Genomic DNA, 25,802 nt, shown 5'->3' with positions numbered 1-25,802 from the left:
GACATCAGTACAGATACAGATTTGAGAAATATGAATCATAACAGTTTTAGCTTCTGAGGGTAAAATAAATGAATCTGGACAGTTCAGACAATCAGTACAGATACAAAAAAGTTGAGCAGGAACTTTCAAAACACATTGAAGCCGGGGACCTTGTACCCGGTGATAAACTGCCGTCCCTGCGCCAGATGAGTAAAACCCTCAAAGTTTCCATTTCAACTGTTTCCCACGCTTATGAAGAGCTGGAAAAGCGCGGGCTGATCGAATCCCGACCCCGTTCCGGCTATTACGTACGTAGCGAATTCCGGACCATTCCCACTCCGGAGATCAAAACAACCCAGAAGCTGGAACCGCACACTGTCACCAAAAATAAACTTATCAACACAGCCCTTGAAACCGTGGGAAACAAGGATCAGTTGCCCCTTGGCGTGGTCTGCCCCAGCAATGACTTGTTACCTACTCGCCAGCTTGCCAAGATTATGAACAGCGTAATCAGGGAAAATCCGCTCGATACTGCCGGATATGAGATGATTCCCGGCAACCTTGATTTGCGCAGGCAGATTGCCTTCCGCTCAGTTGATTGTGGTTCAAACATCACTGCCGATGAGCTGATCATCACCACCGGGGCCATGGAAGCACTTTATATTTCCCTAAGGACCCTGACCCGTCCCGGTGATCTTGTCCTGATTCAGTCTCCTTCCTATTACTGCTTTTTGCAGCTGGTGGAGAATCTCGGCTTGCGGGCCATTGAAATGCCATCCTGTCCCAAAAAGGGAATCAACCCAGAGCGGGTAGATGACATTACCCGTACTTTTGACATTAAGGCCTGCATTTTTTCGCCTAATTTCAACAATCCTGACGGTGGTCTTACCTCGGATGAGCGTAAGAAAAAGATTGTTGAAATTCTTGCTAAGCGTAAAATTCCGCTGGTTGAGGATGACGTATACGGGGAAATTTACTTCGGCGATTCCCGGCCCCGTACACTTAAATCCTATGACCGTGAGGGCGAGGTGCTGCTTTGCTCATCCTTTTCCAAGACCATCGCTCCCGGTTACCGGGTAGGCTGGCTGGCTCCGGGCCGTTATCTGGAAAAGGCTCTTGAGATTAAAGCCACCACCAATGTTTCATGCGTTGCCGCCACCCAGATGGCTATTGCCCGCTACTTGCGCGAAACCCTTTACGACCGGCATCTCAAGAAACTGCGCGCGGCCATGAAGGACCAGATGCAGAAGATGCGTACCGAGATCGGTCTGGCCTTCCCTGAAGGAACCAAGGTCACCAATCCCAAGGGCGGTTCTGTGCTTTGGGTAGAGCTGCCCGAAGGTAAAGACGGAGTGGAGCTCTTTTTCAAGGCCCGCGAAGAAGGTATCGGAATTGTGCCCGGAACAGTTTTCTCTCCGCAGGATGTGTTCTCCAATTACATCCGCCTTTCCAGCGGATCGCTCTGGAGCGACGAAATCCAAGCCGGAGTTCGCCGGTTAGGCGAACTTGCTGCGGAGTAGCCCCAGACCACATCCCTTTCAAAACCTTTTATTAAGGCTTCGCCGTGTTGCTTGGAAAATTTGTAGCAGAGGAAGAGTTCTGCGGGCTTGTACGAAATTGCTTTTTTAAGCTTTCATAGCAGTTTCTTCGATTACTTTTTCCACCATGTTGGCGGCTTCTTCGAAGGATGCTTCGGGATCAGATTCAATGAGTGCGATTTGCAGGTTGATTTCGCGCTGCAGGGTTATGTTTTCGGGATCGAAATAGAGTTTCCAGACCGGGACAGCTTTTTGTCCGGCTCCGGCGCGGCAGAGCAGTAAGCCTAGGTACAGGTAAGAAAAGTTGTCTTTGCCGAGGATACGAATGGCCCTTTCGAATTCAACTTTGGCCTGAATGTATTTTTCGGCTTTGTACAAACAATGCCCGAGTCTTTTGCGGGCGTCGGCATTTTGCGGTTCTGTTTTGATGAATTCTTTGTATTTGCCGGCAGCTTCTTCATAGCGGCCGTTTTCATAGGCTACGTTGGCTTCTGCCAGAGTGTCGAGGTTCACTTCTTTGGCAGCAATAGGCTTGGCCGCGCTCAGGACCTGTTCACGGTCTTCTTTTTTTCTGAATCCTCCGAAAAGGAAACCTCTTCTGGAAAGTTTTTGGGCCTTTTTTTTATCCGACATTTGTTCCTCCGCTTTGAAAACTGCCGGAGTGTAACGGCAAAAGAGCCAGACGCCAAGTTTAAACTCGGGCTATGGACATATGGATACTGCCGTTATAAAACAATGTATCTGTAAAAAAATATGAGGTTGCCATGAAAAAGATATTGCTGGTTCTGCTGCTGTGCCTTGTTTGCGCTTCTTGCGCTAAAGTAGAAAATTACAGTACTCCCTTTGATACCGGAGGGAAAGTTTACACGTTGGCGTTGCTCCCTTGGCGGACAACCACCATGGATTTTGATTTGAAATACCGCTGGCGCATGACTCAGTCTTTGCTGAACGCCTGCAAGCAGTCTGGGGCTTTTGATCTGAAATGGTCAGTCTATCCCGTCAACGGTGGGAATGTTGACATTCTTGAAAATATTAAAACGTCCGACTTGTGGGAACGGCGTAAGTATGGAAAGCAATATCCGGTTGTACCAGAAGTTCAGGCCGTGCTTTCCGGTGTAGATGCTGATTTGGCACTTCTTTATGATATTTCGGCAGATAACGCATTGGGTGCCCGTGATGAGATAAGTACTTACCGAGCTGACTACGTCCGCTTGTTTCTGGTAGACGTGAAGACCGGAAAAGTCGTGGTCGAGTTCGAACGTACAGAATTTACGCGCGGTGGTGCCGACTATGCGATTAAGAAGGTTACCTTGCGTGCCTTTAATAAATGGCTTACCCAGTAGAAAGCTTGATTTAAAAGGAGTTTTTGTAGTGAAGAAAAGAATTTTTCAGAGTCTTTTTATCGTCTTCTGTCTGGCTCTTTTGAGTGTCCATTCCGCTTTTGCCGGAGAAATGAACATCAAAGGCTGGGAGAAGGGCGGTGAATATGACTCCCTTTATGACAACACCGATCGTGATGTGTTCAAGGGAACGCTCCTTAAAATTAAGGATATTGAACCGCTGGACGGCATGGTCGAAGGTGTTGGCCTTCTGGTTAAAGATAAAGAAGATGGTGAGGAAGTGCTTGTCCATCTCGGTCCTAAAGACTTTGTTGAGCCGCGCATCAAAGACCTGCGCTCCGGTGTTCGTGTAAAAGTATACGGTGTTCTGGTTGAGATTGACGGCGAGTACGAATACATGTGCGCAAAGCTCAAGGCCGGGGAAGATCGTAAATACAAGTTCCGCCTGACCAAAGACGGTACTCCATTCTGGTCCCTCTCTCCTGAAGAATTGAAAAAAGAAGAATCAAGTAATTAGTGTTTTTATGAATTCAAAAAATATCTCTCGTATTTCATCTGAACTGAATATTCCCGAAAAAAATGTAAAAGCTGTGGTCGCCCTGCTTGATGAGGGGGCGACCATTCCTTTTATTTCCCGTTACCGTAAAGAAGCAACCGGAAGCCTTGATGAAGTTGCGGTTGCTAATATCAGTGACCTTTTTGAGAAGCTTAAGGAACTGGATAAACGTCGCGAGACAGTTATTAAATCCATTGATGAGCAGGGCAAGCTTGATGACGGACTGCGCAAGAAAATTGAAGCAGCCGAAACTATGCGTCAGCTTGAGGATTTGTATCTGCCCTATAAACCCAAGCGCAAAACAAAAGGGCAGGCTGCTATCCAGAAAGGTCTGGAGCCGCTGGCCTACAAGATTTTTGCCCAGAAATGCGATCCGGTTCAGGAAGCGCAGGCTTTTGTCTCAGCTGAAAAGGGTGTGGAATCCGTGGATGATGCCCTTGCCGGAGCACGCGATATTATTGCCGAGAAGATTGCCGAGAACACGGTCAGCCGTGAGGCTGTTCGTTCGCTGTTCGAGCGCAAGGCTCTGATTGAGTCCAAGTCCACCAAGGCTGCACAGGCCGATGAGAACAAGGACAAGGCTTCCAAGTTCCGGGACTGGTTTGATTGGCGCGAGCCAGCCAAAAAGGCTGCGGGCCATCGTATTCTGGCCCTGTTCCGTGGTGAGCGGGATAAATTTTTAAAGGTCTCTATCCGCCCTGAAGAGGACGAAGGTCTGGATATCCTGCACCGCAAATTGGTCCGTTCCAATTCAGCGGTCTCCAAGCAGGTGCAGCAGGCTGCAACCGATAGCTACAAGCGCTTGCTGGCTCCGCAGATGGAGACTGAGTTGCGCGGTGTGCTGCTGGAAAAGGCTGAGACCGAGGCTATTAATATTTTTGCTGCTAACCTGCGTGAAATTCTGCTTGCGCCTCCCTTGGGCGGCAAGCGGGTGCTGGCCCTTGATCCGGGTTTTCGTACTGGAGCCAAGCTGGTCTGTTTAGATGCGCAGGGAACTTTACTCCATAACGAAACCATTTATCCGGTTACTTCAGAGGGCAAGAAGAAAGAAGCCACGCGTATCGTCCGTTCCTTGGTCGATAAATTCGATATCGAAGCTGTTGCTATAGGCAATGGGACTGCCGGACGTGAGACCGAGCGGTTTGTTAAGGAGTTAGGCTTGGATAATTCCATTCAGGTGATCATGGTTAATGAATCCGGGGCTTCTGTTTATTCTGCCTCAGAGATTGCCCGTGAGGAATTCCCGGATTATGATATTACTGTGCGTGGCGCGGTATCCATCGGGCGCAGGCTCATGGACCCTCTGGCGGAGCTGGTCAAGATTGATCCCAAATCCATCGGGGTGGGCCAGTATCAGCATGATGTAGATCAGAAGGGCCTGGCGGAAAGTCTCGGCAGGGTTGTTGAATCCTGCGTTAACATGGTCGGCGTAGAGCTGAACACTGCCAGCGCAAGGCTTTTGCAATCAGTTTCCGGGCTGGGTCCGGTGCTGGCAGCCAATGTAATTAAATTTCGTGAGGAGAACGGTCCATTCGGTTCCCGCAGGGAATTGCTTAAGGTCCCCCGGCTCGGTCCCAAGGCTTTTGAGCAGTGCGCGGGATTCCTGCGTATTCGTGGGGCTAAGAATCCGCTCGATGGTACTGCGGTGCACCCGGAGCGTTACAAGGCTGTTGCCGGGATCGCCAAGGATCTCGGTGCAGATGTTGCTGATCTGATCAAGTCTGTTGAGCTGCGGGCCAAGATCAATCTGGAAGATTACGTTACCGATGATCTGGGGCTGCCTACCCTTAAAGATATCATGAAGGAACTGGAAAAACCGGGACGTGACCCGCGCAAGCAGTTCGAGGCTGTGCAGTTTGATGATTCCGTAAAGGAAGTTTCAGACCTGAGCGAAGGCATGATCCTTAACGGGATAGTGACTAACGTTACCGCTTTCGGGGCTTTCGTGGATATCGGGGTGCATCAGGACGGACTGGTTCATATCAGCCGTATGGCCGATGAATTTGTGCGTGACCCGGCAACGGTCGTTTATCCCGGGCAGGCATTGAAAGTCAAAGTCCTCGACGTAGATATACAGCGCAAGCGAATTTCGCTGAGTATGCGCCAGTCTGATATGTAAAGAATGCCTCCGGCGGCCAGAGAAACCTTTGGAAAGGTTTCTCTGGACTCTTCCAAACTTTTTTAGCGAGGCTTCGCCGTTTCGTCTGGAAGATTGCACAAAAATAAAATCGCAATAGTTTTCAAGCTATTGCGATTTTTTGTTTTTAGAAGCTGTCTAAGCGTGTTATATGCGAAGCTTATCGAAATGTTTTGGGGTTCTTAAACCCTTTTGCAAAAGGGTTTAAGCCACCGGAGGCATGCCTTTAAAGTCCGGGAAGCATGAGATGGCTCTTGGCCTGCTGCCGTTTTCTTCGCTTCTGCATTGTTCTGGGGTGCACTCCGAAGCGGAAGCGGCGGATGACGCATTCTTTCTCTTTGCAATCGCGGATAGCCTGACGGTCACCCACTGTGCAGGCAAGGCAATGCCGGCGGATGGCCCGGATGCAGGTGCGCTGGGATTCCTCAGTCTTGGGGCCGCGCAATTCATAAAGAGAGCAGTCGCTGTCCTCACATTCCCTGACAAGCTGCGGGCTGCCGCCCATGCACCACAGGCAGTAAGCCCTGATGGACTGATGAGGATTTCTTTTCCGTTCGCTCAATTTGTTCTCCGTTTATCGCGGCAGAGATTTTGTATGGCATGGTAATGCCCTTGGCCGCGAAAGCCCATCTTTACGTAAATCGGGCGTAAAAATAAAGAGCGGATCGGCTTTGATTGAAAAGTTTTTGTAAGACATTGAATAGATAAAGAAAAAGGGCGCATTCTCATTTGAGTGCGCCCTTGTTTTTTACTTTTTCTCTTTCTTTTCAAAAGTGATGGTCACTTCCCGTTTGCCCCATTCCTTGGCGGCTTTGGTGTCGAGGCCCATGTAGATATCGATTTTATCGGTCCAGCGCTTGTTCATCTTGTCTTTGACCACATATTCACCGGAAAGGCCTTCGATTTTAACCTTGGTGTTGTGGGTCAGTCCTTTCTGAATCAAATCCCGTGAGACCGCGATGGCTTTCATACCCGGTTTGAGTTCATCTCCCCATGCCCCAAGAAACGGGTGGGCGGATGTCTGGGCTACATGCGAGGTATATGCAGTGGAAGCCACTTTCATGGTTATGGTTTTGTCTTCACCAAGACATCCTGAAACCAGAAAAAGAGCGACAACAATCAGTATCAGATTTCGAAATTTACCCATGATGACTCCTGTTTGATTTTTCCATTTAAAGTTCACACCTTCCGTAGTCGTGATCGTCTTTGAAATTAGATGCTTCACGCAGGATTTTTCCTTTGCTGCATGAATATTCCACTTCAGTGACTCTTACCAGAAAATCAAGGTCGTGGGAAACCACCAGCATGGCAATGTCCAGCGAATTCAGGATGTCGATCAGTCTTTCGCGCATGGACGGGTCAAGGTCGTTGGTGGGTTCGTCCAGCACTAATGCCTGCGGCTCCATGGCCAGTACAGTAGCAAGTGAGACCAGTTTTTTTTCACCACCGGAAAGGCGATATGAAACCCGGTCTTCGTACCCGGAAAGGCCGAGAGTGCAGAGGGTGTACTCGGCGATCTTACGTGCTTCCTCCGGTGATTTTCCCAGATTGAGCGGGCCGAAGGCCACGTCTTCAAGTACGGTCGGGCAGAATAGCTGGTCATCGGCCTGCTGGAAAAGTAGCCCTACGCCTTTACGCAACTCCCGGAAATCTTTTTCGGATTTAATTTTCTGGTCCAGATAGCGGACCTGTCCTGACTGCGGCTTGAGTAAGCCCATAATGATGTGCAGCAGGGTGGTTTTACCTGATCCGTTGTGCCCGGTCAGGCCTATTTTCTGTCCTTTATTCAGTTGGAAATCTACGTTTTTAAGGACATCATTTCCGGGGTAGGAAAAATTAATATTATGCAGGGAAAATATGGGAGAACTCACAACAGAACCTCGATTTTATTGAACTCAAGAAAAATGAAAATTGCAACGCAGCCAAGGGTTGCCAGTAACAGGGCCACATCCCGTTTGCCTATGCGGTAACTGGTCAGGGTATGGAATGTTCCGTCGAAGCCTCTGCAAAGCATGGCCTGCCATACCCTTTGGGCACGGTCCAGACTGCGCACCAGCAGCATACCCATGAGCCATGCATAAGTGCGGTAGGTGGTCATGTTGGTCCGGGGACTGAATGCGCGCATGGCTGCGGCCCTCCGCATCCGGCTGTATTCAGTGCTCATTACGTGTACGTAGCGCCAGCTGAAAAGGAGCAGGCGGCAGAGTTTCTCCGGCAGTTTCAGGGACTGCATGCCTGCACCAAGGGTTTGCACTTCCATGGTGGAGATCAGCGCGGTCATGGCGAGGATTACCCCGTTTGATTTCAGGGTGATGATTGCAGTGTAGATGATCCCCTCAAGTGTGGCGGTAAAAGGACCTATGTTGAACACAGGTTCTCCGGGCCGGGAAAAGGGCAGGAATACCCAGAGGAAAAGGACAAAGAAGTTTACGATAAGCAGCCGGTTGAGCAGGGTCGCTAATGATAAGCGGGCGGCAATGGCGAATATGATACCTGCGGTCAGTACACCTGTTGCTGCGGCAAGGTTTGTAACCAGCGCCCCGGCTAGGGAAAAAAGGAAAGCGCAGGCCAGCCTGAATCCGGGATGCATGGTGTGGATGATTGAGTTGCCGTAGGCAAATGGTTCAGTTAACTGCTGCAAAATAAACTCCTTATTTCAGCTTATTGGCGTAGCATGCATCTATACTCCATGCAATCCGAAACAAATCTTGAGTAAAGGACATAATGAAGCTATATGCAATCGTATATTTTGAATATTAATACTACTCTGGAAGGTCCGCATGAGCAGAAACGCTGAATTGGAAAAGATTGTAGCTGAGGTTGGCGAAGACCTGATCTGGCGTCCACTGTATGACTTTGAAAACAACCCCCTTGCCGATGGTGTCGGACATGAAATCGATGGAATAGATCCTGAATTCAAGGAACTGGATTTCACCGGTAAAAGTGTTTGCGACCTCGGCTGTAATATGGGGCATTTTTCTTTCTATGCCCGAGAACGGGGTGCCCGTGAGGTTGTGGGCTATGACCTTGAGTCCAAAGTTATTGCCGGGGCTAAAAAGCTTGCCGGACTCTATGGTGTGGACAATGTTGATTTCTGTGTCTGCAATTTTGCTTATGATGAACCGGACCGTACTTTTAACATGGGCATGCTTATCGATATCCTTGGCAAGATAAATATTGCTAAAGGTCACATGAGTGCGATCCTTAAAGGGCTTGAAAAACGTTGCGAGTCCGAAATGTTGCTTACTTTTCGGCCCGAATACTTTGTAGGCAAGCACCTTGGCCTGGAAATGAATGAATTTTTAGAAATGTATCCTCAGGCCAAGATTGAGAACGGTATTTTTAGCCTGCTGGATTTTGCAGTGGATCTTTTTGCTGATAATTGGGAGATGACCTATCTTTCCAAGCCCCATCCTGAAGACAAGCAATACAAACGTACTGTGCATTTCAAACGCAGGTAGTCTTGCATCTGACGCGGAAGTGCTTATTTAATCTTTCTGTTTGGATTTAGGCTTTAGAAATATAAGGGATTGAAATGGCGAAAGAATTTGTAGAAATGGTCGATGTTGAATATCAGGTGGAAGAGAAGGACAAGAAAAGTGTTTATGTGCCGGGAATGGCCAAAGATATGATTATCGGCGGGCGCGATTCCGGCAACGTGTTTCTTTTTTGTTTGAATGACGAATTGCGTAAGTCCATTGCAGCCAGAGTTGCAGAAAAGCTCGGCCGCGAGTTTTTAGTGGTCAGCCGCAGTGACGGTAACCCGGTGCTGGAGAAAGTGGCGGAGGGTGATAATCAGATTGTCAGCCTGCCGCGCGGGGCCGCTAAATCTGAGAAGGTCCGTGAAAAGCTTAAGAATAACGGCAAGGTCATCTTTATCATGTGTGACTTCATGACCCTGCTGAATGCTTCAGACGGTTCGGAGGATGCTCGCGAACAGATATCACTCATGCTCAACCGCTTCGAACCGAGCTTCATGGAAGCCGCACATCACATCGTGCGTTCCGATCAAAGCGAAGAAGAAATTTTGCAGGATGTTTTAGAAAAGATAGCTATTTAATAGAATAAGAAAATGGGGTGGTGACTACAGTCACCACCCCATTTTCTTTCTACCATCTTAAAGATAAACAGGTCAGTCCACCGTCCATTTTGCGGAACTCTGACATGTCGATAAAATCCGGTTTGAATCCGTTTTTGTCCAACAGCTCGGCTGTCTTGGGGAACCCTTGCGGCGCAAGCAGCTTTTGTCCCAGATAGAGGCAGTTGGAGCAGTATTCCTCGCCTTCGGGCACGATAAGCTTCTTGAATCCTGCGAACTCTTCGCGCTCGGCAAAGCGTACACTCATGATCAGGGTTTCCTCATCAAGGGCGGACATCTCGGTCTTGAGATGGGGCATACCGTTATTAAAAGGCACGGGTACAGTCTTGTAACCGAATCTGGCAGCAGCTTTGCTGAACTGTTCGCAACCGTCGGCGTTTGTTCGGCTGTCAATGCCCACGAAAAATGTTTTGTCCATAAACAGTACGTCGCCGCCTTCCATGAGCCCGTTGCCTTCCATGCGGACGATTACGTCAGTCTGGTCTGCAATGGCGGCTTCGATTTCATCCACTTCGCCGCGTCTTGATTCTGCTCCGGGGCAGGTCAGGAAAGCTGCGGTTTCGCTGCCGTGGGGGATCATGACCGCAGTATCTTCCACAAAGACGGAATCCGGAAATTCCTCCACAGCGGGCAGTACGGTCACCTTGATTCCGGCTTGTTTAAAGTATTCAATGTAACCCTTGTGCTGGGCAAGGGTCAGTTCAATATCCGGGCAGCCGAGGCCCGCTTCAGTCAGTCCCTGACCTAGGCTTTTCGCCGGGGTCCTGACAATTGCTTTGCTGAACATTCTCAGCCTCCTTTATTGGATAGTCGCGTCTTTCTTTTTCTGCTCTTCAGCAATGAGGGTCAGCTTGGAACGGATGTAGGCACTGGCGATATTTCCGGCCTCGTCGTCCTGATTGGGGGCGAAAGCGGCGATGTCTTCAGCAACCTGTTTTTCCATGCGCTCGGATTCCATGAACATGATGTAAACCAGCACCAAGGCGGAGTCGTTGTCCGGGGTACCGCTGCAAAGTTCTTCAATCTGGTTGCGGGGCACGGTTTCAAGCAGACGCTCGACAAACATATTGGCCCATTTGTCGTAAAGATCAGTAATGGGTGGGATCATGGATTTGATGTTGCGCACTGCGCCTTCATCAATGTTGGGCATGGTCATGGCGATGAATTCCCCAAGGGCATCCTGACGGGCTTCTTCATCGGCAGTGCATTTATCCATGATGATTTTATAGATATATTTTTTGATTTCCGCTTCCTGCATTGTTTGTCTCCTGCTGCAAAATTCATAAAAAACTGATGTCTGGTTACTAAAAAGCGAGAGCGCAGGCAACAGCAGAAGCTACCTTGGCTTGATTGATGCGGAACTTTGGTGGTAAGCCCGGAACAAATCAAGAAGCAAAGCGCATATAATATTTACGGCAGTTAATTTCAGGAGAGAATCTAGAAATGGTGAATGGTAAAAAAGTAGTAATGGTAATGCCTGCCTATAATGCGGCATCCACTTTAAAAAAGACTCTGGATGAACTGCCTGCGGATGTGGTGGATGAAATTCTGCTGGTTGATGACTGCAGCCGTGATGATACGGTTTCGCAGGCGGAAAGCCTCGGAATCAAGACCGTGGTCCATACCTGTAATACCGGGTATGGCGGAAACCAGAAGACCTGTTATCGCACAGCCCTTGAAATGGGTGCTGACGTGGTGGTCATGGTCCATCCTGATTACCAGTACACCCCGTTGATTATTTCAGCCATGATTTCGCCCATTGCCAACGGGGTCTTTGACTGTATGCTCGGATCAAGAATTCTGGGCACCGGGGCACGTAAGGGGGGGATGCCATTCTATAAGTATGTTTCCAATCGGGCACTGACCTGCTTTCAAAATATGTTGGTTGGTTATCATCTTTCCGAATATCACACTGGGTACCGGGCCTTTTCCCGTGAATTGCTGGAAACCATTCCCTTTGAAAGCAACAGTGATGATTTCATTTTTGATAACCAGATGCTCTGCCAGATTATTTATTCCGGTTATGACATCGGGGAAGTTACCTGTCCGACCCGTTACATGGATGATTCTTCGTCCATCAGTTTTGCTCGTTCTGTGAAATATGGTCTGGGAGTGCTGCGTTGTTCCTGCGAGACCTTAGGGCATAGGTTGGGTTGGCTGAAAAGTGAATTCTTGAAGGATGTTCCCAGAAAAAGACAGGCGGAATAGCTATGAGTGGTGCGAAAGTTGGAAATGAAATGAAGAAAGCTTTGATTGCTGCGGCAATCCTTTCCGCGCTGGTACTTATTGTCTACGGGCAATGCGGTGGTTTTGAGCTGGTCACCTATGATGACACCAGCTACGTGACCAACAACCAGCGGGTCATGCAGGGAATTTCCGCTGAGAATATAGGCTGGGCTTTCAGTACCTTTCAGCTTTCCAACTACCATCCGCTGACCGTGGTTTCGCACATGTTCGATACCACCCTGTTCGGTGACTCCGCAGGGGCGCGCCATCTGGTCAATGTTTTCTTCCATCTATGCAACGTGCTGTTGCTATTTTCCTTTTTGCTCAAGGCAACACGAGGCTTTGATAAAGACGCGCTTATTCCGTCATTTTTTGTGGCCGCTCTTTTGGCCGTACATCCGGTGCATGTAGAATCCGTGGCTTGGGTTGCGGAACGCAAGGATGTGCTTTCCACATTTTTCTGGCTCTGTGCTATGCATAGTTGGCTGAGTTGGGTCAGAGACAGAAATATGGGGTCCTACGGGCTTACCTTTTTTTTCACCGGGTTGGGTATTCTGGCCAAGCCCATGGTGGTGACCCTGCCCGCTGCTCTGGTTCTGCTGGATATCTGGCCTCTTAACCGGGTGGATTTTTCCAAGCCCCCTCTGGCACAACTTGCCAAGCTGATTGCTGAAAAGCTGCCTTTGTTCGGGCTTTCCTTACTTTCTTCTGTTCTGACCGTCATGGCCCAGCAGGGCGGAGGGGCCATGCAGAGTGTGGAATCTTTTCCGCTGAGCCTGCGTTTGTCAAATGCTCTTGTTTCCTATGTCGCTTATCTCGGTGAATTGCTGGCTCCGGTTAATCTGGCAGTTTTTTATCCTTACCCGCATGAGATTCCGTTTTGGAAGCCAGCTCTGGCGGCATTGTTTATCATTGCCGTATCTGCGGTTGCGGTCCGCTTTATTAAAAAATTTCCTCTCGGTTCAGTGGGTTGGTTCTGGTATCTGGGAACTCTCGTGCCGGTCATCGGACTGGTGCAGGTCGGTGATCAGTCCATGGCTGACCGCTATGTCTACATTCCTTTCATGGGAATTTATATGATCATCGCTTTCGGTGTGGCGCGTCTGGTCCGTGAAGGACGTGTGCCAGCCAAAGGGGCAGTTGCGCTAGGATCAATTGTGGTGGCGGTGCTGCTGGCCGGGGCCTACACTCAAGCCGGATATTGGAAGGACAGCAAGGCCCTTTATACCCGTGCGTTGGCGGTGACCGAGAATAACCACCATATGCACTACAATTACGGTAATCTGCTGGAGCGGGAAAAGAATTTTACCGAGGCGGCAAAGCATTTTAAGGCCGCATTCAAGGCTGACCCTTCCCATTACAAAGCCATGACCAGTTTTGCTTCAATCATGAGCCGCAAGGGTGATCCCTATACCGCGCTGGAACTTTACCAGCGAGCTTTGCAGATCAACCCTAATTATGCCACTGCGCTTGGCAACCGGGGGATTGTCTTCATGCAGCAGGGCAAGTTCGAAGCCGCATTGGCCGATATTCGCAAGGCCCAGCAGCTTGAACCGCAGCAGCCCAACCATATGATCAATATGGGGCTTCTCTATTACATGCGCGGGGATAATGCTGCAGCTAAAGAATGGTTGCGTAGAGCTTTGCAGATTGATCCGGGTAATGATCTTGCCCGTAAGAATCTGGCCTTGATTCCCTGATTGAGTAATCAAGCATTTTGACGTATTCCCATTTTAGGGAGAATAATGTCTTTCCCCCTGTGCTGATGTCTTTTCTTGCGCGTTGCGGGCGTTAATCTTCTTCTGCGTTCGGGGTAATCTATGGACTTTCTGCAAAATCTCCTGCCGTTATTCAAAATCATATTTGTTTTTATGTGCATGCTGGCCGGGATCAGGTTCAGGCTCGGGGTCGGTCCATCCATTCTGGCCGGTGGCGGTGTTCTGGCCTTGCTCACATCCATGAAATTTGCTGAGGTGCTTAAGGTCAGCTCTGAAGCTCTATTGGATGATAAGACAATATTTCTGGCTTTGATCGTGGCCCTGATTATGATTTTGTCCGGTTTGCTGGAGAAAACAGGGCAGGCGGGCAGGATTATGAATTCCCTGACCGGATACTTGAAAAGCCCCCGCTTGCGGCTGGTCTTTTTTCCGGCACTTATCGGTTTGCTGCCCATGCCCGGAGGAGCTATCTTTTCCGCGCCCATGATTCAGGAAGCGGCAAACGGCCTTGATGTTTCCGGGCGGGACAAGGTGGTCATCAACTACTGGTTCCGCCATGTATGGGAACTGGCTTGGCCCCTTTATCCGGGCATGATCCTGGCCGCATCACTTTGCGGAATGACTATTTTTGAATACATCGGCTACACCTTTCCCGGGGCCTTTGCCTGCATTGCTCTGGGCTGCTTTTACTATCTGCGCCCCTCAGTCCTGCCCATGAAAAACAACGGACATGGGGCTGATGTTTCTGCCAACGGGCGGGATATCAAAATTGTGCTCAAGGAAGGCCTGCCGCTTATCGTAGCCATTGGTGGAGCTTTCCTTTTTGAGACATTGCTGAGTTTTCTTTTACCGGGCATTCCATTTGAAATAGGGATTATTCTGGCTTTGCTGGCTGCTGTTTTCTGTTCCTTGTTTGCCAACCCCGGTTCAATGTCCATTATCCGGGGATTACTGCTGGAGAAGCGGTTCCTGAACATGATCTTCATGATTGTCTGTGTGTTTGTGTTCAAGGATATTCTCGGAGCCTGCGGGGTGGTAGATGAATTGGCCCGTTTGGCCGGAGGGGAGGCCGCACTCATTGCCGCGGCAGTGTTTGTGCCGTTTCTGGTCGGTTTTATCGCCGGGATTACTCTGGCTTTTGTGGGGGCGGCCATGCCGTTGGTTGTCGGCCTTGTGCATGCTTCCGGATTGCAGGATCAGCTTCCGGCTTGGGCTGTGTTGTGCATGTTCTCCGGTTTTTCCGGGATCATGGCTTCCCCGCTGCATATTTGTTTTCTCTTGACCTGCGAATACTTCAAGGTGGATATGGTTGCTGCATGGAAAAAGGTTGTCATTCCCAGTTTGATGCTTATGTTGCTCGGAGTGGCGTACTTTTTTGTTTTATTGTAGATGAAAATCCCCACGCGGGTGATATAAAAAGTAAGATAAAAATCGGAGGAACTTAATATGTCCAATCCCATGGTACTGATGGAAACACCTGAAGGTGAAGTCCTGATTGAACTTTTTGAAAAAGAAGCCCCCAAAACCGTAGAAAACTTTCTGCGTTACGTAGACGAAGGCTTCTACGAAGGAACTCTCTTCCATAGGGTTATCAATAACTTTATGATTCAGGGCGGCGGTTTCGACTTCTCCATGAAGCAGAAAGACACCAACGAGCCTGTAGAGAACGAAGCTGATAACGGACTCAAAAACGAACTCGGCACTCTCGCCATGGCTCGCACCATGGACCCCCATTCTGCAACCTCACAGTTCTTCATCAACGTGAAGGACAACGGTTTCCTTGATCACACTGCCAAGAACCCCCAGGGTTGGGGCTACTGCGTATTCGGTAAAGTAATCGACGGCATGGAAGCTGTTGAGAAAATCAAGAAAGTAAAGACCGGTTCTTACGGTCCTATGGATGATGTTCCGGTTGATCCCATCAGCATCATCTCCATGAAGCGTTTTGAAGACTAATTGCTCAAAATGTAGATGAATGATAGTAAAACACCGAAAAGTTATTGCTTTTCGGTGTTTTTTTTATGTTTGACCCGATGTGTTATACTTTTGGAATAACAGTTTTAAATATATTGTTTTTTTGCTATGTCTGTAATCTAATGGTGGATATTGTAATTGCAGAGTAAAAATGATCAGGGGTAAGCATTGGATAATTCAGAATTAACTATCCTTGTTATTGATGATGAGGATTTTGTAAGGGAAACAATCAGCGATTACCTGAGCGACTCCGGTTTTAACATCATTGATGCCGGAGACGGTGAGGAAGGATTGGAAGTTTTCAGGCGTGAAAGTCCTGATGCAGTCCTTGTTGACCTGAATATGCCTAAGGTTGATGGTTTTGAGGTCCTTGAAAATGTTTCAGCGGAAAGTCCGGATACTCCGATTATTGTTGTTTCCGGTGCCGGTTTGATTCAGGATGCTATCAAGGCTGTCCGGCTGGGTGCGTGGGATTTTGTCACCAAACCCATTGTTGATCTGAATATTCTGGAGCATGCCTTGGGGCAGGGGCTTGAGCGGGCTACCCTCATTAAAGAGAACCGCCGCTACAAGGAACATCTTGAAGCTGAGGTGGAAAAAAGGACCGAAGCCCTACGCAACGAGATTAAGGTCCGCCGTGAGGCTCAGGACGCTCTGATGGCAATTCAGGATGAGGTTATTGAAACCCAGAAAGAAGTTATCCTGACTCTTGGTGAAGTTGTGGAGACCCGTTCCAATGAGACCGCCAACCATGTACGCAGGGTAGCTGAACTCTCATATATTCTCGCCCGCCGTTATGGTTTGAGCAAAGAAGAGGCTGATTTGCTGCGGCTTGCCTCGCCCATGCACGATGTGGGCAAGATCGGTATTCCCGATACCGTGCTCAATAAGCCCGGACGGCTTACTCCCGAAGAATTTGAACTGATCAAGACCCACACCACCATCGGCCATGAAATTTTGAAACATTCTGAACGTCCCATTATCAAGGCCGCTGCAGTCGTAGCCTATGAGCATCATGAGTGGTGGAATGGTGAAGGGTATCCCCGCAAGCTTGCCGGGGAGGATATCCATGTATACGGCAGGATTACCGGTATTGTAGACGTTTTTGATGCCTTGGGCAGCGAGCGTGTTTACAAGAAAGCATGGCCCATTGAAAAGATCAGGGATTATTTTGAAGAGGGCAAAGGTAAGCAATTTGACCCGCACCTGACTGACCTGCTTTTCGAGAATCTTGATGAAATTCTCGAATTGAGACGAACTTTTCCCGACGGTTAACCCAGACTAAGTCCACTCTTTACAGCTTATCTACCAGCAAAGGTTCGGGGTGCTTCTTGTTGCGTGCAAGATGCAGGGCATCCTTGCGGCATTTGTTGGTGCACACTCCGCAGCCCATACATTTCTTGGGATCTATGCGCATGCGCTTGTCCCGCAGATACATGGCGCCGAAGGGGCAGTACTCCATACATTGACCGCAGCCGATGCACTTTTGCGGGTCCACCACTGCGATATATCCGGAAGGGGCCAGCATGGGGATTCCGTTGCGCATGGCTTCCATGGCACCGCAGCAGCAGGTGCAGCAGTTGCAGATAGCGTAATATCTGCCCAGCATGACATCCTTGAAAAAAACATGGTGTACATGGCCGCGTGCATTTTCCGCTTCCAGAACACGCACAGCTTCGTCTTCGGTGATACGCCGTGACTTTTCCGGGTGGTTCTTGGCTACAAAGGAGGCAAAAGGCTCACCCACAATCATACATACATCAAGCGGATAACAGGGCTTTTCCCGTGAGGCTCTACATGGGCACTCAAAGAGCACAATATGATCAGGGTGTTGCAGGACAATATCGCGGGCCTTTTCATAGGGCAGAACACGTTCCGGCAGGGTGGTGCGCACTTCTCTTTTTATCTTGATCAGCTTTACAGCTTCCTCAGTAGGAATGACTTTGCCGTGATAGCTTTGGGCAAAATCGTCCTTGAGCTTTTGGCGTTTTTCCTTGTCTTTGGGAGAAGCAACCAGACTGGTGAAGAATTCCGCGATAGGGGCCAGATTGTTCTCACCCAATGCGGCTCCGATATAGGCTTTGGGCCAGCGGATGTACATATAACCGTGAAGAACATCCTTCATGGTCAGGTTCCGGTCTTCAAGGGCCTGCTTCAGGAACTCACCGGTTTCAGTGTCAGGTATGAACTTGTTTAGGATTCTTTTCATGGTTCTCCCTCTTATAGACATAATTATCAGAGCCGATAAAAATAGTACAGTTTTTCCAGAAGCAACTTCACAATCCACTATGCTTATGCCTATGTTGATTCTGAATCTGATAACATATTCCTGACGGAGTTGAACAGGAGTTGTGAATGGAAATTACAGTGCGCAGACACGGGGATACAGTTGTTATCGGCATGAGCGGAAGGATAGACGCTTTTGGGGCCGGGGAACTTGAGAAGACCCTTAAAAATATCCTTGCAGATGAGGAACTGGCCTGCATCGCTTTTGATATGGCCGATGTGCGTTATCTGAGCAGTGCCGGAATCAGGTCCATTGTGCGGACCATGAAGATTTTGCATCGCCGTAACGGTGCATTGGCTCTTTGTGCTCTCTGTTCTTATTGCCGCAATGTGCTCGATACCGCCGGAATGACCAGTTCCCTGAATATTTTTGCTACCCGCAGTGAGGCCATGACTTTTCTCCAGTCTGTGCATTGGGAGCGGCAGGCCCTTGATAACTGGGAGAGCATGGAAACAGCGGATTCCCCCATTGGTAAGTTCAGGTTTGTTCCCGGCGAGAATTCCCCTTGCGAACTGAAGGTTATCGGTTCAATTGCAGATATTTTCCATTCCCGCATAGATGAGTCGCGGATATTTTCCCGCGGTTTTTCCCAGACCGAATATTCAATCGGTGTGGGCGGGCTGGGTGAAGTCCCGGATGACTATATGAAGGTGCTCGGTTCCATGATCACCATTGGCGGGACTATGGCCTGGCTGCCCACAGACGGGCATGATCTCGCCGACTTCCTTGTGCCCCGTAATGATACCGGATCAGTGATGATCCGCACCCCGTTTAACCTGACTCTTTCCGGCGGTTTCAATGAATATATAATGTTCGAGTCCACGGAAGAAGGCGGAACAACTCTGGATCGCCTTTATCGCGGGCTTTTCCTGCTTTCCCGGCGCAGGCGCAGGGATTTCAAGGGAGTGCTCGGCGTGGCCGCGTGGATGCAGGTCAGTGAACTTATGGCCGGGACCATGATGCGTTCACCTGTGCGTGAATTTGCTCCTGAGAACAAGAAGGCCATTACCGATCCGGTCAACAGTGATGAATGGTTCAAGCGCGATGTGCTGCCCCGGCACCGGGACGTCTCCTGTCTGACCTGCGGGGTGGGTGTTGATCTTTCCTGTGATCTTTCGGTTTACGACCAGTCCGGGCTATACAATGCTTTTTATATTGATCCGGCCACAGCCGGGGATCGCGGGCATATCCTTAACAACCATGCCGCTGTATTTGAGCAGATGCATATGCCGGAAAAAATGGTCTGTCTTGATAAGATGGTCCGCGATGTTTCCGCAAAGGCTGAATTCAAGGATATGCGTAAACTGCGTGATAACAGCCGCGTGACTAGGGCCTTTCTGGGGGTGAGCTATATCCGCAAGTTGGCCCGTGATGATGCCGGGTGGCAGGGGACTGCCGAGATTCCGGTCAGCCGGACTATTGCCGAAAAACGTTACCGCGAGGAAGCTGAATTTCCTCTTGTGCCGCAAAAACGTGAGGCGGAATTAAACAAATTTCAGCGTTTTTTGGAAGCACAACAGGCCAAGCTCGGTAGTCAGGATTGATAATCTTGGGTTTGTAGGCAAAATACAGGTTGCCTGCGTCTTCCTGTTGCGGGTAAATATTAGAAAAACCAAATGTTAATATTGTGATGGATTTTAAGGAGGATATATGTGGTTTCGTTTGCTGGGCAGCCTGATTGCCGTGATGCTTTTGTGCACATCCGCTTTTGCCGGGGATAAAATTATCAAGGTCGGGGTGTTGTACAACCTTACCGGTGAAATGGCAGCCATTGACCGGCCCGGATTGCAAGGCATGGAGCTGGCTAAGGAAATAATTAATTCCGGAGGCGGAATTATGGGTCGCAAGCTGAGCCTTGTGGTTTCCGACTGCCGTTCAGACCTTGATTCTGCGGCAATGGCATCCGAGGCCTTGGCAGCTCAGGATGATATGGTGGCTGTTATCGGCTTGAATGATACTGACTATGTAATGGCTGCGGCTCCGGCCATAACCGCAAAGGATATCATTTTCATTACTGCCGGGGCGACTATGCAGAACCTGCCCTACATGTACGGGAAGAATTTTTTCATGACCGCATTCGGGGATAATATGCAGTCCCGCGCTGTTGCTAAATTTGCCAAGCGCAGGCTGGATACTTCCCGCTGTTTTGTGGGTACTGACATTTCCAACGAATTCACCAAGACCCTTTCCAAGTACTTTAAGCGCCGTTACCGCAAGTACGGTGGAACTGTAGTTGATGAGGTCTGGTATAGTTCCGGTGGAGGTAAATACCCTATACCCAAGGGCGATGAAAAGAATCCTGATCTGATCTTCATTTCCTCCATTCCTCCGGATGCACCCAAGTATGTAACCGAAGTCCGCAAGGCCGGTTTTAATCAGCCTATTGTTTCCGGCGATGGATTTGATACTCCGGGATTGCTTGATATTCCGCAGGAGTTTGCTCATTCAATCTATTTTGCCACCCATGTGGCTCTGGATAACCCTGATCCGCAGGTTCAGGAATTTGTGGACAGTTATGAGCGCATGTTCGGTATCCGTCCTGAGTCAGGATTTGCCGCTCTCGGTTATGATACGGTCATGCTTCTGGCTCAGGCCATTGAAAAGGCCGGGGTAGCCAAATCAACAGAAGTGCGTGAGGCTCTGGCAAAAACATCTGGATTTAAAGGTGTTACCGGGGAATTTTACTATCCAGAAGGGATACGGGTTCCCATGAAGAGCGTGGACATAGTTGAATATCAGAATGGAACCTTTTCCTTTGTGGAACAGGTTTCACCTAAATAATGCCGCATTTTCTGCGCAGCAATATGGAGCAGTTTATGGAATTCAATATTGTTACCGAACCGGCTTCCGCATGGTCCGCGGACGCGGTTATCTTTTTTGCTTTCAAGGAATCTGAAGAACACCTTAGCGGCTTTTCTTCATGGATGGCTTCTGATGCCGACTGGGTAGCCGGATCTCCTGCTTTGGGAGATTTTTCCGGGGAACTGGGCAGTTCAACTGTCATCTACGGTTCCGGTTCATCTGTGCAGCGCGTGCTGCTGGTAGGTCTGGGTGAGGAAGATAAATTCGGCGTCGATAAATTTCTGCAGGCGGTTAGTTCAGCTTTTCAGAAATGTCGGGAACTGAAATTCCGTACTGTGGGTGTTCCGCTCGCGGCCTTTGAAGGAATCGTCCTTGAAGATAAGCTGGAGCACTTTGTGGTTGCTGCCATTGAAGGCTTGTATTCCTTTGATGAATTCAAGAGCAAGAAGGATGAAAAGAATGAATTGCCGGAAACAGTCCGTTTCCTGAGCGAAGAAGAGCCTCCGGCCCATTTGGCAGAAATGCTCGCCAAAGGGCAGGCCGTAGGGCTGGGCATGGGCTATGCCCGTGACTTGGTCAATCTGCCGCCCAACGTAGCCACTCCGGTCTATCTTGCTGATGAGGCCAAGAAAATGGCCAAGAAGTACGGTTTCAAGTTCAAGGCTATGAAACGCAAGGAGATCATCGATAAGGGCATGGGCGCGTACGCCTCCGTGTTCCGGGGGTCCAATGATGAACCGCGTATGATCACCCTTGAATATTGTCCCAAGGACCGCGAAGGCGAGAAGCCGCTGGTGCTTGTCGGTAAGGGGGTGACCTTTGATACCGGGGGGATTTCTCTCAAGCCCACTGGATTCATCGAAGATATGAAATGCGATATGGCCGGGGCTGCTGCCATTCTCGGTTTTTTTCAGGCCATCGGCGAAATCAAGCCGGATCTGCCTATCGTGGGTATCCTGCCTTGCGCCGATAACATGCCTGATTCCAATGCTACCCGTCCGGGTGAGGTTGTAACTTCATTTTCCGGCAAGACCATTGAAATTCTAAATACCGATGCCGAGGGCCGTCTGCTGCTTTGTGACGCCCTTGCCTATTCTGTTCAATATGAGCCTGCGGCAATAGTCGACATTGCCACCCTGACCGGGGGCTGTATTGTGGCCTTTGGTTGGAACGTGGCAGCGGTAATGGATAATTCTCCTTTGATGCAGGATCTGGTCATTGAATCCGGCAAGCGGGTAGGAGAGCGGTTCTGGCCCATGCCGCTCTGGGATATTTACAAGGAAGAACTCAAGAGCGAGGTTGCCGATCTCAAGAACGTCGGCTCCCGTGAAGGCATGACCATTCATGCCGGGATGTTCCTCAAGGAATTCGTTCCCGAAGATACCCCGTGGGCGCATCTTGATATTGCCGGACCCGCATGGCGCAAGAAAAAGTCGCCTGCCGGAGCAGCCGGGGGTACCGGATTCGGTGTGAGGACGCTGGTTGAGCTGGCGGAGCGTATAGATTTGGAAGATATGTAGGCTGCATTTCATCTTGCAGTTCATGCGTATCCATGCAATCTCATCTTTTCGCGATGTATAAAAATCGCAATGGCAAGATTACATGGTTTATTAAAAAATATTTAAGCTTATAGGAGCACGAGCATGGCAAAAGCATCAGCCCGTCATCTTTTGGTTAGTGATGAACAGACCTGTCTGGACCTGAAAAAACAGATTCAGGACGGCGCAGATTTTGGTGAAGTAGCAAAAAAACACTCCAGCTGCCCCTCCGGACAGCGCGGCGGTGATCTCGGTGAATTCCGCCCCGGCCAGATGGTTCCTGAATTTGACACCGTTGTGTTCAATGAAGCCGTTGGCGAAGTTCACGGCCCGGTAAAAACACAGTTCGGTTACCACCTGCTGATCATCGATAGCCGCGAAGACTAAACAATTCTTCAACGTTGTAATAAAAAAGCCCTGACTTAGTCGGGGCTTTCTTTTTTGAGTTACACACTCTCTTCAGCAAAAATATCCTCAATCCGCTCACAGGGACATCCTGATCCAAGCAGCATCTGTAAAAGCAGGGTCGCTTTGAGGGCCGAGAGTCCCCCGGCGATGATGACCCCTTTTTGCTTCAGGTTGGCGGCTCCGCCGGGATAGGCGTAGATGGGCCAGACCCCGCCTTCAACACAGCGGGTGCATAGTACTACCGGGATTCCCGCTTCAATGCATTTCTCAATGCCCGGAACCAGTCCGGGAGGTGTGTTTCCTGCTCCGAATCCTTCGAGCACAATTCCCTTGGCTCCGCTTTCGATAAGCTTTTCCAGCATAGTTGAGTCCATGCCCGGATGACAGCCCACCAGATGGACTTTGTCAGCCATTCCTGTGACCGGGAAGGGCAGGCGCGGTCTGCGTCCCGGTTTGGCCCGGGTCAGGATGACTGATTCTCCGGCGATAAAACCGATTCTCCCGGTGTTCTGGCCGATAAATGGGTCCACGTTCAGGGAACTGGATTTAATGGCATTCTTGGCGGCAAAAAGTTTGTCTGCCATTTGGATGATGACGTCGGTACCCTCAGGCGGGGGCAGCAGGCAGGTGCGGACGGCGTCCACAAGGTTACGGATACCGTCATAACCGGATTCATTAAAATAGCGCATGGCTCCGGTAAGGATGACCGGCTTGGGTGAACGCACGGTCAGGTCCAGAACATAGGCGGTCTCGGCCATAAGGTCTGTGCCGTGCAGGATTACCGCGCCCAGCACCTGTTTTTCAGTCAGAAAATCTTCAACGTCATGGGCTAGCTGGAGCATCTTGTCCGGGGACATGTGCGGGCTGGGAATGTCCGACCAGAGCACGGGACGGATCTTGATGTCATGTCCGTCCGGGGTGACCTCATTGAGTAGCTTGGTGAAATTATCGTCCGGGACAACTCCTCCGGCATCCGGCTTTTCGCTCATGCCGATGGTGCCTCCGGTGAAGATGAGGATGACCTCTCCTGAGATATTTTTTGAACCCATTTTAATCTCCGTAAACAATATAGTCTTGTTGGATTCTGGTACCGCAGGAAACCTTGAATGGCAACAATCCCGGGTAGTACTTCTTTTTTAAAATAATTAAATTTTCTCTGTCCTTATATGCCGGGTGTGATATAGTGAAGTCAGGTTTCCATTTTTACTGCTTTGGAGGGTACTTCAAGCGTGGTGGCTTTAGAAGGATATATCATGCAGGGGATTGAGTTTCTGGCTCAGGATTATCCCGGTGTTGTTGTCGGCCTTGATGAAAACAAACGCATAGTATTTATCGGTGGCGAAAAAGCTGCTGTTATTTCAGGTCAATTGACTGCCGGGCAATATCTGGACCCGTCAGATTCTATACTATTGGTAAAAGGACTGGGCAGATTCGCTGACCGGATCATTGAAGCAGATCCTTTGCCCGCAGGAAGTTTTGAATCGGTAACTGACGCGGGAGTTATTCACTGGAAAGGTATGTTTCACGATGATTCAGGCATTGTTGTGCTTAAAGGGCGTGTGCGTGGTCACAGCAGTGAAGTTGATTCCGGACCTTATGGACAGGAGCAAATTCTTGCCACTCTGTTGGCTAATCTTCCGGGCATGGCATACCGCTGTAAAAATGATGTAAACTGGACCATGGATTTTATCAGTGAAGGATGCTTTGAACTCACTGGATACAAGGCTGAATCCATGTTGAGAAATCGCGATATTTCTTATGCAGATATAATTCTGCCCCAATATCAGGCCCACGTCTGGGAATGTGTGCAGGAGGCGGTTCAGGATCGGGAGCCTTTTGAAATAATCTACAAGATCAGGACCGCTTCCGGTGAGGAAAAATGGGTCTGGGAAAAGGGCGTTGATGTCCGGAACGAAGATGGTGACGGTTTTCTCGAAGGTTTTATTACCGATGTAACACCGCTTATGCTGGCTGAACAGGCTTTGCATCAAAGTGAAGAGCGCTATCGGCTTATGGCCGAAAAGACCGGTCAGCTGGTCTATGACCTGAATCTTGAAAATAGTGAAATAGTCTGGTCCGGGGCGGTGTTGGAGATTACCGGGGTAGAAGAACGGGAATTTCAGTCCGTGGACCTTAAGGGCTGGGAAGAAAGGGTTCATCCTGATGACCGCAAGGAGGTCATGGAGGAACTTGAAGCGTGTACCCGTGAAGGAACTCCCTTTGTTTCCGTATACAGGTTCAAGCGCAAGAACGGCACTTATCTTTATGTTGAGGATGAGGGCAGTTTCTTATTGGATTCCAATGGAATTCCGGTGCGTATGGTCGGTGTATTGCGGGACTATTCCCACAAGATGAAAGTTCAGGAATTGATGATCCAGACTGAGAAGATGACCACCGTAGCCAGTATTTCCGCAGGTATGGCCCATGAGATTAATAATCCGTTAGGGGTCATTACCCAGTCAGCACAGAATATTGAGCGTAGGCTTTCTCCGGATTTACCCGGTAATATTGAAACTGCGAAGAAGATTGGTATTTCATTGGATTCTGTGCGCAGTTATCTTGGTGAACGTAAAATCCTGACGATGGTTGAAGAAATCAAGGAGGCCGGGACCCGTGCGGCTAAGGTAATTGTGAATATGCTTAATTTCAGCCGTAAGTCCGGAGATAAGAAAGATTCCTGTTCCATTCCCGATATTGTTGAGCGGGCAATTGAAACTGCTGATGCAGAGTTATGTAATGAAGAAGGTTGCGACTTCCGCAAGATCAATTTTGTGAGAGATTTTCAGGAGGATTTGCCGCAAGTGCTTTGCTATTCCTCTGAACTGGAGAAGGTCTTGTTCAATCTGATGCGTAACTCAGCACAATCCATCATTGATGAAGGATATTCTGGAGTTAGCCCGGAAATAGCTGTCCGAGGATATTGCAATAACGCCTATCTGACTATAGAAGTGGAGGATAATGGGCCGGGCATGGATAAATTTACCCGTAAGAAGGCTTTTGAACCGTTTTTCAGCTCTCGGTCTAAAGGTGGCAGCGGACTGGGATTGTCCGTGGCATATTTCATTATTACCCGTAATCACGGCGGAACAATCAGAATTGACTCCGAACCGGGCAAGGGGACGAAATTTACCATCCAACTGCCGCGCGGGCCGGTATCGGATATATTTTCCCAAGGTCTGGTTTAAGATCTGAGGGAAGAT

At 49.3% G+C, this 25,802-nt stretch carries 25 protein-coding genes; 16 read left to right on the top strand and 9 right to left on the bottom strand.

From position 1 onward, the window contains the following. Positions 1-68 precede the first annotated feature (68 nt). Positions 69-1,499 carry a PLP-dependent aminotransferase family protein gene (locus ACO05Z_RS16485; RefSeq protein ID WP_421903276.1) on the top strand — a complete coding sequence of 477 codons (1,431 nt, stop codon included), beginning with the start codon at positions 69-71 and terminating at the stop codon, positions 1,497-1,499. A gap of 105 nt (positions 1,500-1,604) precedes the next feature. Here the strand turns inward: ACO05Z_RS16485 and ACO05Z_RS16480 are convergent, their stop codons facing one another. Next, complete coding sequence (locus ACO05Z_RS16480; RefSeq protein WP_421903275.1) at positions 1,605-2,150, bottom strand: tetratricopeptide repeat protein; 546 nt, start codon at positions 2,148-2,150, stop codon at positions 1,605-1,607. 131 nt (positions 2,151-2,281) lie between these two features. On the opposite strand from ACO05Z_RS16480, the gene ACO05Z_RS16475 reads away from it, so the two are divergent. The 3 genes from ACO05Z_RS16475 to ACO05Z_RS16465 are packed head-to-tail and all read left to right on the top strand — an operon-like array spanning position 2,282 to position 5,532. Beyond that, positions 2,282-2,860 (top strand): hypothetical protein, encoded by a 579-nt coding sequence (locus ACO05Z_RS16475; RefSeq protein ID WP_421903274.1) that lies wholly within the window; start codon positions 2,282-2,284, stop codon positions 2,858-2,860. Positions 2,861-2,888: 28 nt separating this feature from the next. Further along, positions 2,889-3,374, top strand: coding sequence for a hypothetical protein (locus ACO05Z_RS16470; RefSeq protein WP_421903273.1), 486 nt, complete (start codon positions 2,889-2,891; stop codon positions 3,372-3,374). A 7-nt stretch (positions 3,375-3,381) separates the two neighbouring features. Further along, positions 3,382-5,532 carry a Tex family protein gene (locus ACO05Z_RS16465; RefSeq protein ID WP_421903272.1) on the top strand — a complete coding sequence of 717 codons (2,151 nt, stop codon included), beginning with the start codon at positions 3,382-3,384 and terminating at the stop codon, positions 5,530-5,532. A gap of 244 nt (positions 5,533-5,776) precedes the next feature. Here ACO05Z_RS16465 and ACO05Z_RS16460 read toward each other — a convergent pair whose 3' ends face one another. The 4 genes from ACO05Z_RS16460 to cbiQ form a co-directional block, all read right to left on the bottom strand. Continuing rightward, positions 5,777-6,112, bottom strand: coding sequence for a restriction endonuclease (locus ACO05Z_RS16460; RefSeq protein ID WP_421903271.1), 336 nt, complete (start codon positions 6,110-6,112; stop codon positions 5,777-5,779). Between the two features lie 186 nt (positions 6,113-6,298). Then, complete coding sequence (locus ACO05Z_RS16455) at positions 6,299-6,697, bottom strand: 3D domain-containing protein (protein ID WP_421903270.1); 399 nt, start codon at positions 6,695-6,697, stop codon at positions 6,299-6,301. A 25-nt stretch (positions 6,698-6,722) separates the two neighbouring features. Then, positions 6,723-7,421 (bottom strand): energy-coupling factor ABC transporter ATP-binding protein, encoded by a 699-nt coding sequence (locus tag ACO05Z_RS16450; RefSeq protein WP_421903269.1) that lies wholly within the window; start codon positions 7,419-7,421, stop codon positions 6,723-6,725. Beyond that, on the bottom strand, positions 7,418-8,191 hold the full coding sequence (gene cbiQ, locus ACO05Z_RS16445) for a cobalt ECF transporter T component CbiQ (protein WP_421903268.1): 774 nt from the start codon (positions 8,189-8,191) through the stop codon (positions 7,418-7,420). Before cbiQ ends, ACO05Z_RS16450 begins: the two co-directional genes overlap by 4 nt. 139 nt (positions 8,192-8,330) lie before the next feature. Between cbiQ and ACO05Z_RS16440 the strand changes: the two genes are divergently transcribed. Both ACO05Z_RS16440 and ACO05Z_RS16435 read left to right on the top strand, forming a co-directional pair. Further along, the gene (locus ACO05Z_RS16440; RefSeq protein ID WP_421903267.1) at positions 8,331-9,011 is read left to right on the top strand and encodes a class I SAM-dependent methyltransferase; all 681 of its coding nucleotides are present in this window, start codon (positions 8,331-8,333) and stop codon (positions 9,009-9,011) included. Between the two features lie 74 nt (positions 9,012-9,085). Beyond that, a complete protein-coding gene (locus ACO05Z_RS16435) occupies positions 9,086-9,610 on the top strand; it encodes a shikimate kinase (RefSeq protein ID WP_421903266.1) in 525 nt (174 codons plus the stop codon). A 49-nt stretch (positions 9,611-9,659) separates the two neighbouring features. Here ACO05Z_RS16435 and ACO05Z_RS16430 read toward each other — a convergent pair whose 3' ends face one another. Next, on the bottom strand, positions 9,660-10,436 hold the full coding sequence (locus tag ACO05Z_RS16430) for a dimethylarginine dimethylaminohydrolase family protein (protein ID WP_421903265.1): 777 nt from the start codon (positions 10,434-10,436) through the stop codon (positions 9,660-9,662). A 12-nt stretch (positions 10,437-10,448) separates the two neighbouring features. Continuing rightward, positions 10,449-10,907, bottom strand: a complete 459-nt coding sequence (locus tag ACO05Z_RS16425) for a hypothetical protein (RefSeq protein ID WP_421903264.1) — start codon at positions 10,905-10,907, stop codon at positions 10,449-10,451. 185 nt (positions 10,908-11,092) lie between these two features. Here ACO05Z_RS16425 and ACO05Z_RS16420 point away from each other — a divergent pair, with 185 nt between their 5' ends. The 5 genes from ACO05Z_RS16420 to ACO05Z_RS16400 all read left to right on the top strand — a co-directional run bounded on the left by ACO05Z_RS16420 (position 11,093) and on the right by ACO05Z_RS16400 (position 16,842). Next, a complete protein-coding gene (locus ACO05Z_RS16420) occupies positions 11,093-11,857 on the top strand; it encodes a glycosyltransferase family 2 protein (protein ID WP_421903263.1) in 765 nt (254 codons plus the stop codon). Positions 11,858-11,859: 2 nt separating this feature from the next. After that, entirely contained in the window at positions 11,860-13,575 is a 1,716-nt protein-coding gene (locus tag ACO05Z_RS16415) for a tetratricopeptide repeat protein (RefSeq protein ID WP_421903262.1), read from the top strand. A 120-nt stretch (positions 13,576-13,695) separates the two neighbouring features. Further along, the gene (locus tag ACO05Z_RS16410; RefSeq protein WP_421903260.1) at positions 13,696-14,982 is read left to right on the top strand and encodes a DUF401 family protein; all 1,287 of its coding nucleotides are present in this window, start codon (positions 13,696-13,698) and stop codon (positions 14,980-14,982) included. A 57-nt stretch (positions 14,983-15,039) separates the two neighbouring features. Continuing rightward, positions 15,040-15,549, top strand: a complete 510-nt coding sequence (locus ACO05Z_RS16405) for a peptidylprolyl isomerase (protein ID WP_421903259.1) — start codon at positions 15,040-15,042, stop codon at positions 15,547-15,549. Positions 15,550-15,735: 186 nt separating this feature from the next. Next, a complete protein-coding gene (locus ACO05Z_RS16400) occupies positions 15,736-16,842 on the top strand; it encodes an HD domain-containing phosphohydrolase (protein WP_421903258.1) in 1,107 nt (368 codons plus the stop codon). A 19-nt stretch (positions 16,843-16,861) separates the two neighbouring features. On the opposite strand, the gene ACO05Z_RS16395 is transcribed toward ACO05Z_RS16400, so the two are convergent. Further along, positions 16,862-17,776 carry a DUF362 domain-containing protein gene (locus ACO05Z_RS16395; protein ID WP_421903257.1) on the bottom strand — a complete coding sequence of 305 codons (915 nt, stop codon included), beginning with the start codon at positions 17,774-17,776 and terminating at the stop codon, positions 16,862-16,864. A 146-nt stretch (positions 17,777-17,922) separates the two neighbouring features. Here ACO05Z_RS16395 and ACO05Z_RS16390 point away from each other — a divergent pair, with 146 nt between their 5' ends. The 4 genes from ACO05Z_RS16390 to ACO05Z_RS16375 all read left to right on the top strand — a co-directional run bounded on the left by ACO05Z_RS16390 (position 17,923) and on the right by ACO05Z_RS16375 (position 22,581). Continuing rightward, a complete protein-coding gene (locus ACO05Z_RS16390) occupies positions 17,923-19,398 on the top strand; it encodes an STAS domain-containing protein (protein WP_421903256.1) in 1,476 nt (491 codons plus the stop codon). Between the two features lie 106 nt (positions 19,399-19,504). Then, positions 19,505-20,635, top strand: coding sequence for an ABC transporter substrate-binding protein (locus ACO05Z_RS16385; protein WP_421903254.1), 1,131 nt, complete (start codon positions 19,505-19,507; stop codon positions 20,633-20,635). Between the two features lie 35 nt (positions 20,636-20,670). Beyond that, a complete protein-coding gene (locus tag ACO05Z_RS16380; RefSeq protein WP_421903253.1) occupies positions 20,671-22,176 on the top strand; it encodes a leucyl aminopeptidase in 1,506 nt (501 codons plus the stop codon). Positions 22,177-22,299: 123 nt separating this feature from the next. Beyond that, positions 22,300-22,581: a peptidylprolyl isomerase gene (locus tag ACO05Z_RS16375; protein ID WP_015853060.1), complete on the top strand. Its 282-nt coding sequence runs from the start codon at positions 22,300-22,302 to the stop codon at positions 22,579-22,581. 59 nt (positions 22,582-22,640) lie between these two features. Here ACO05Z_RS16375 and ACO05Z_RS16370 read toward each other — a convergent pair whose 3' ends face one another. Next, complete coding sequence (locus ACO05Z_RS16370) at positions 22,641-23,651, bottom strand: asparaginase (protein WP_421903252.1); 1,011 nt, start codon at positions 23,649-23,651, stop codon at positions 22,641-22,643. A gap of 204 nt (positions 23,652-23,855) precedes the next feature. On the opposite strand from ACO05Z_RS16370, the gene ACO05Z_RS16365 reads away from it, so the two are divergent. Further along, entirely contained in the window at positions 23,856-25,787 is a 1,932-nt protein-coding gene (locus ACO05Z_RS16365) for a PAS domain-containing protein (RefSeq protein WP_421903251.1), read from the top strand. Positions 25,788-25,802: the final 15 nt, after the last annotated feature.

It is taken from the genome of Maridesulfovibrio sp. (genome assembly GCF_965230075.1).
GTDB lineage: Bacteria > Desulfobacterota > Desulfovibrionia > Desulfovibrionales > Desulfovibrionaceae > Maridesulfovibrio.
The sequence above is the reverse complement of the archived record's forward strand: the minus strand, read 5'-3'. Positions and strand labels throughout refer to the sequence as shown.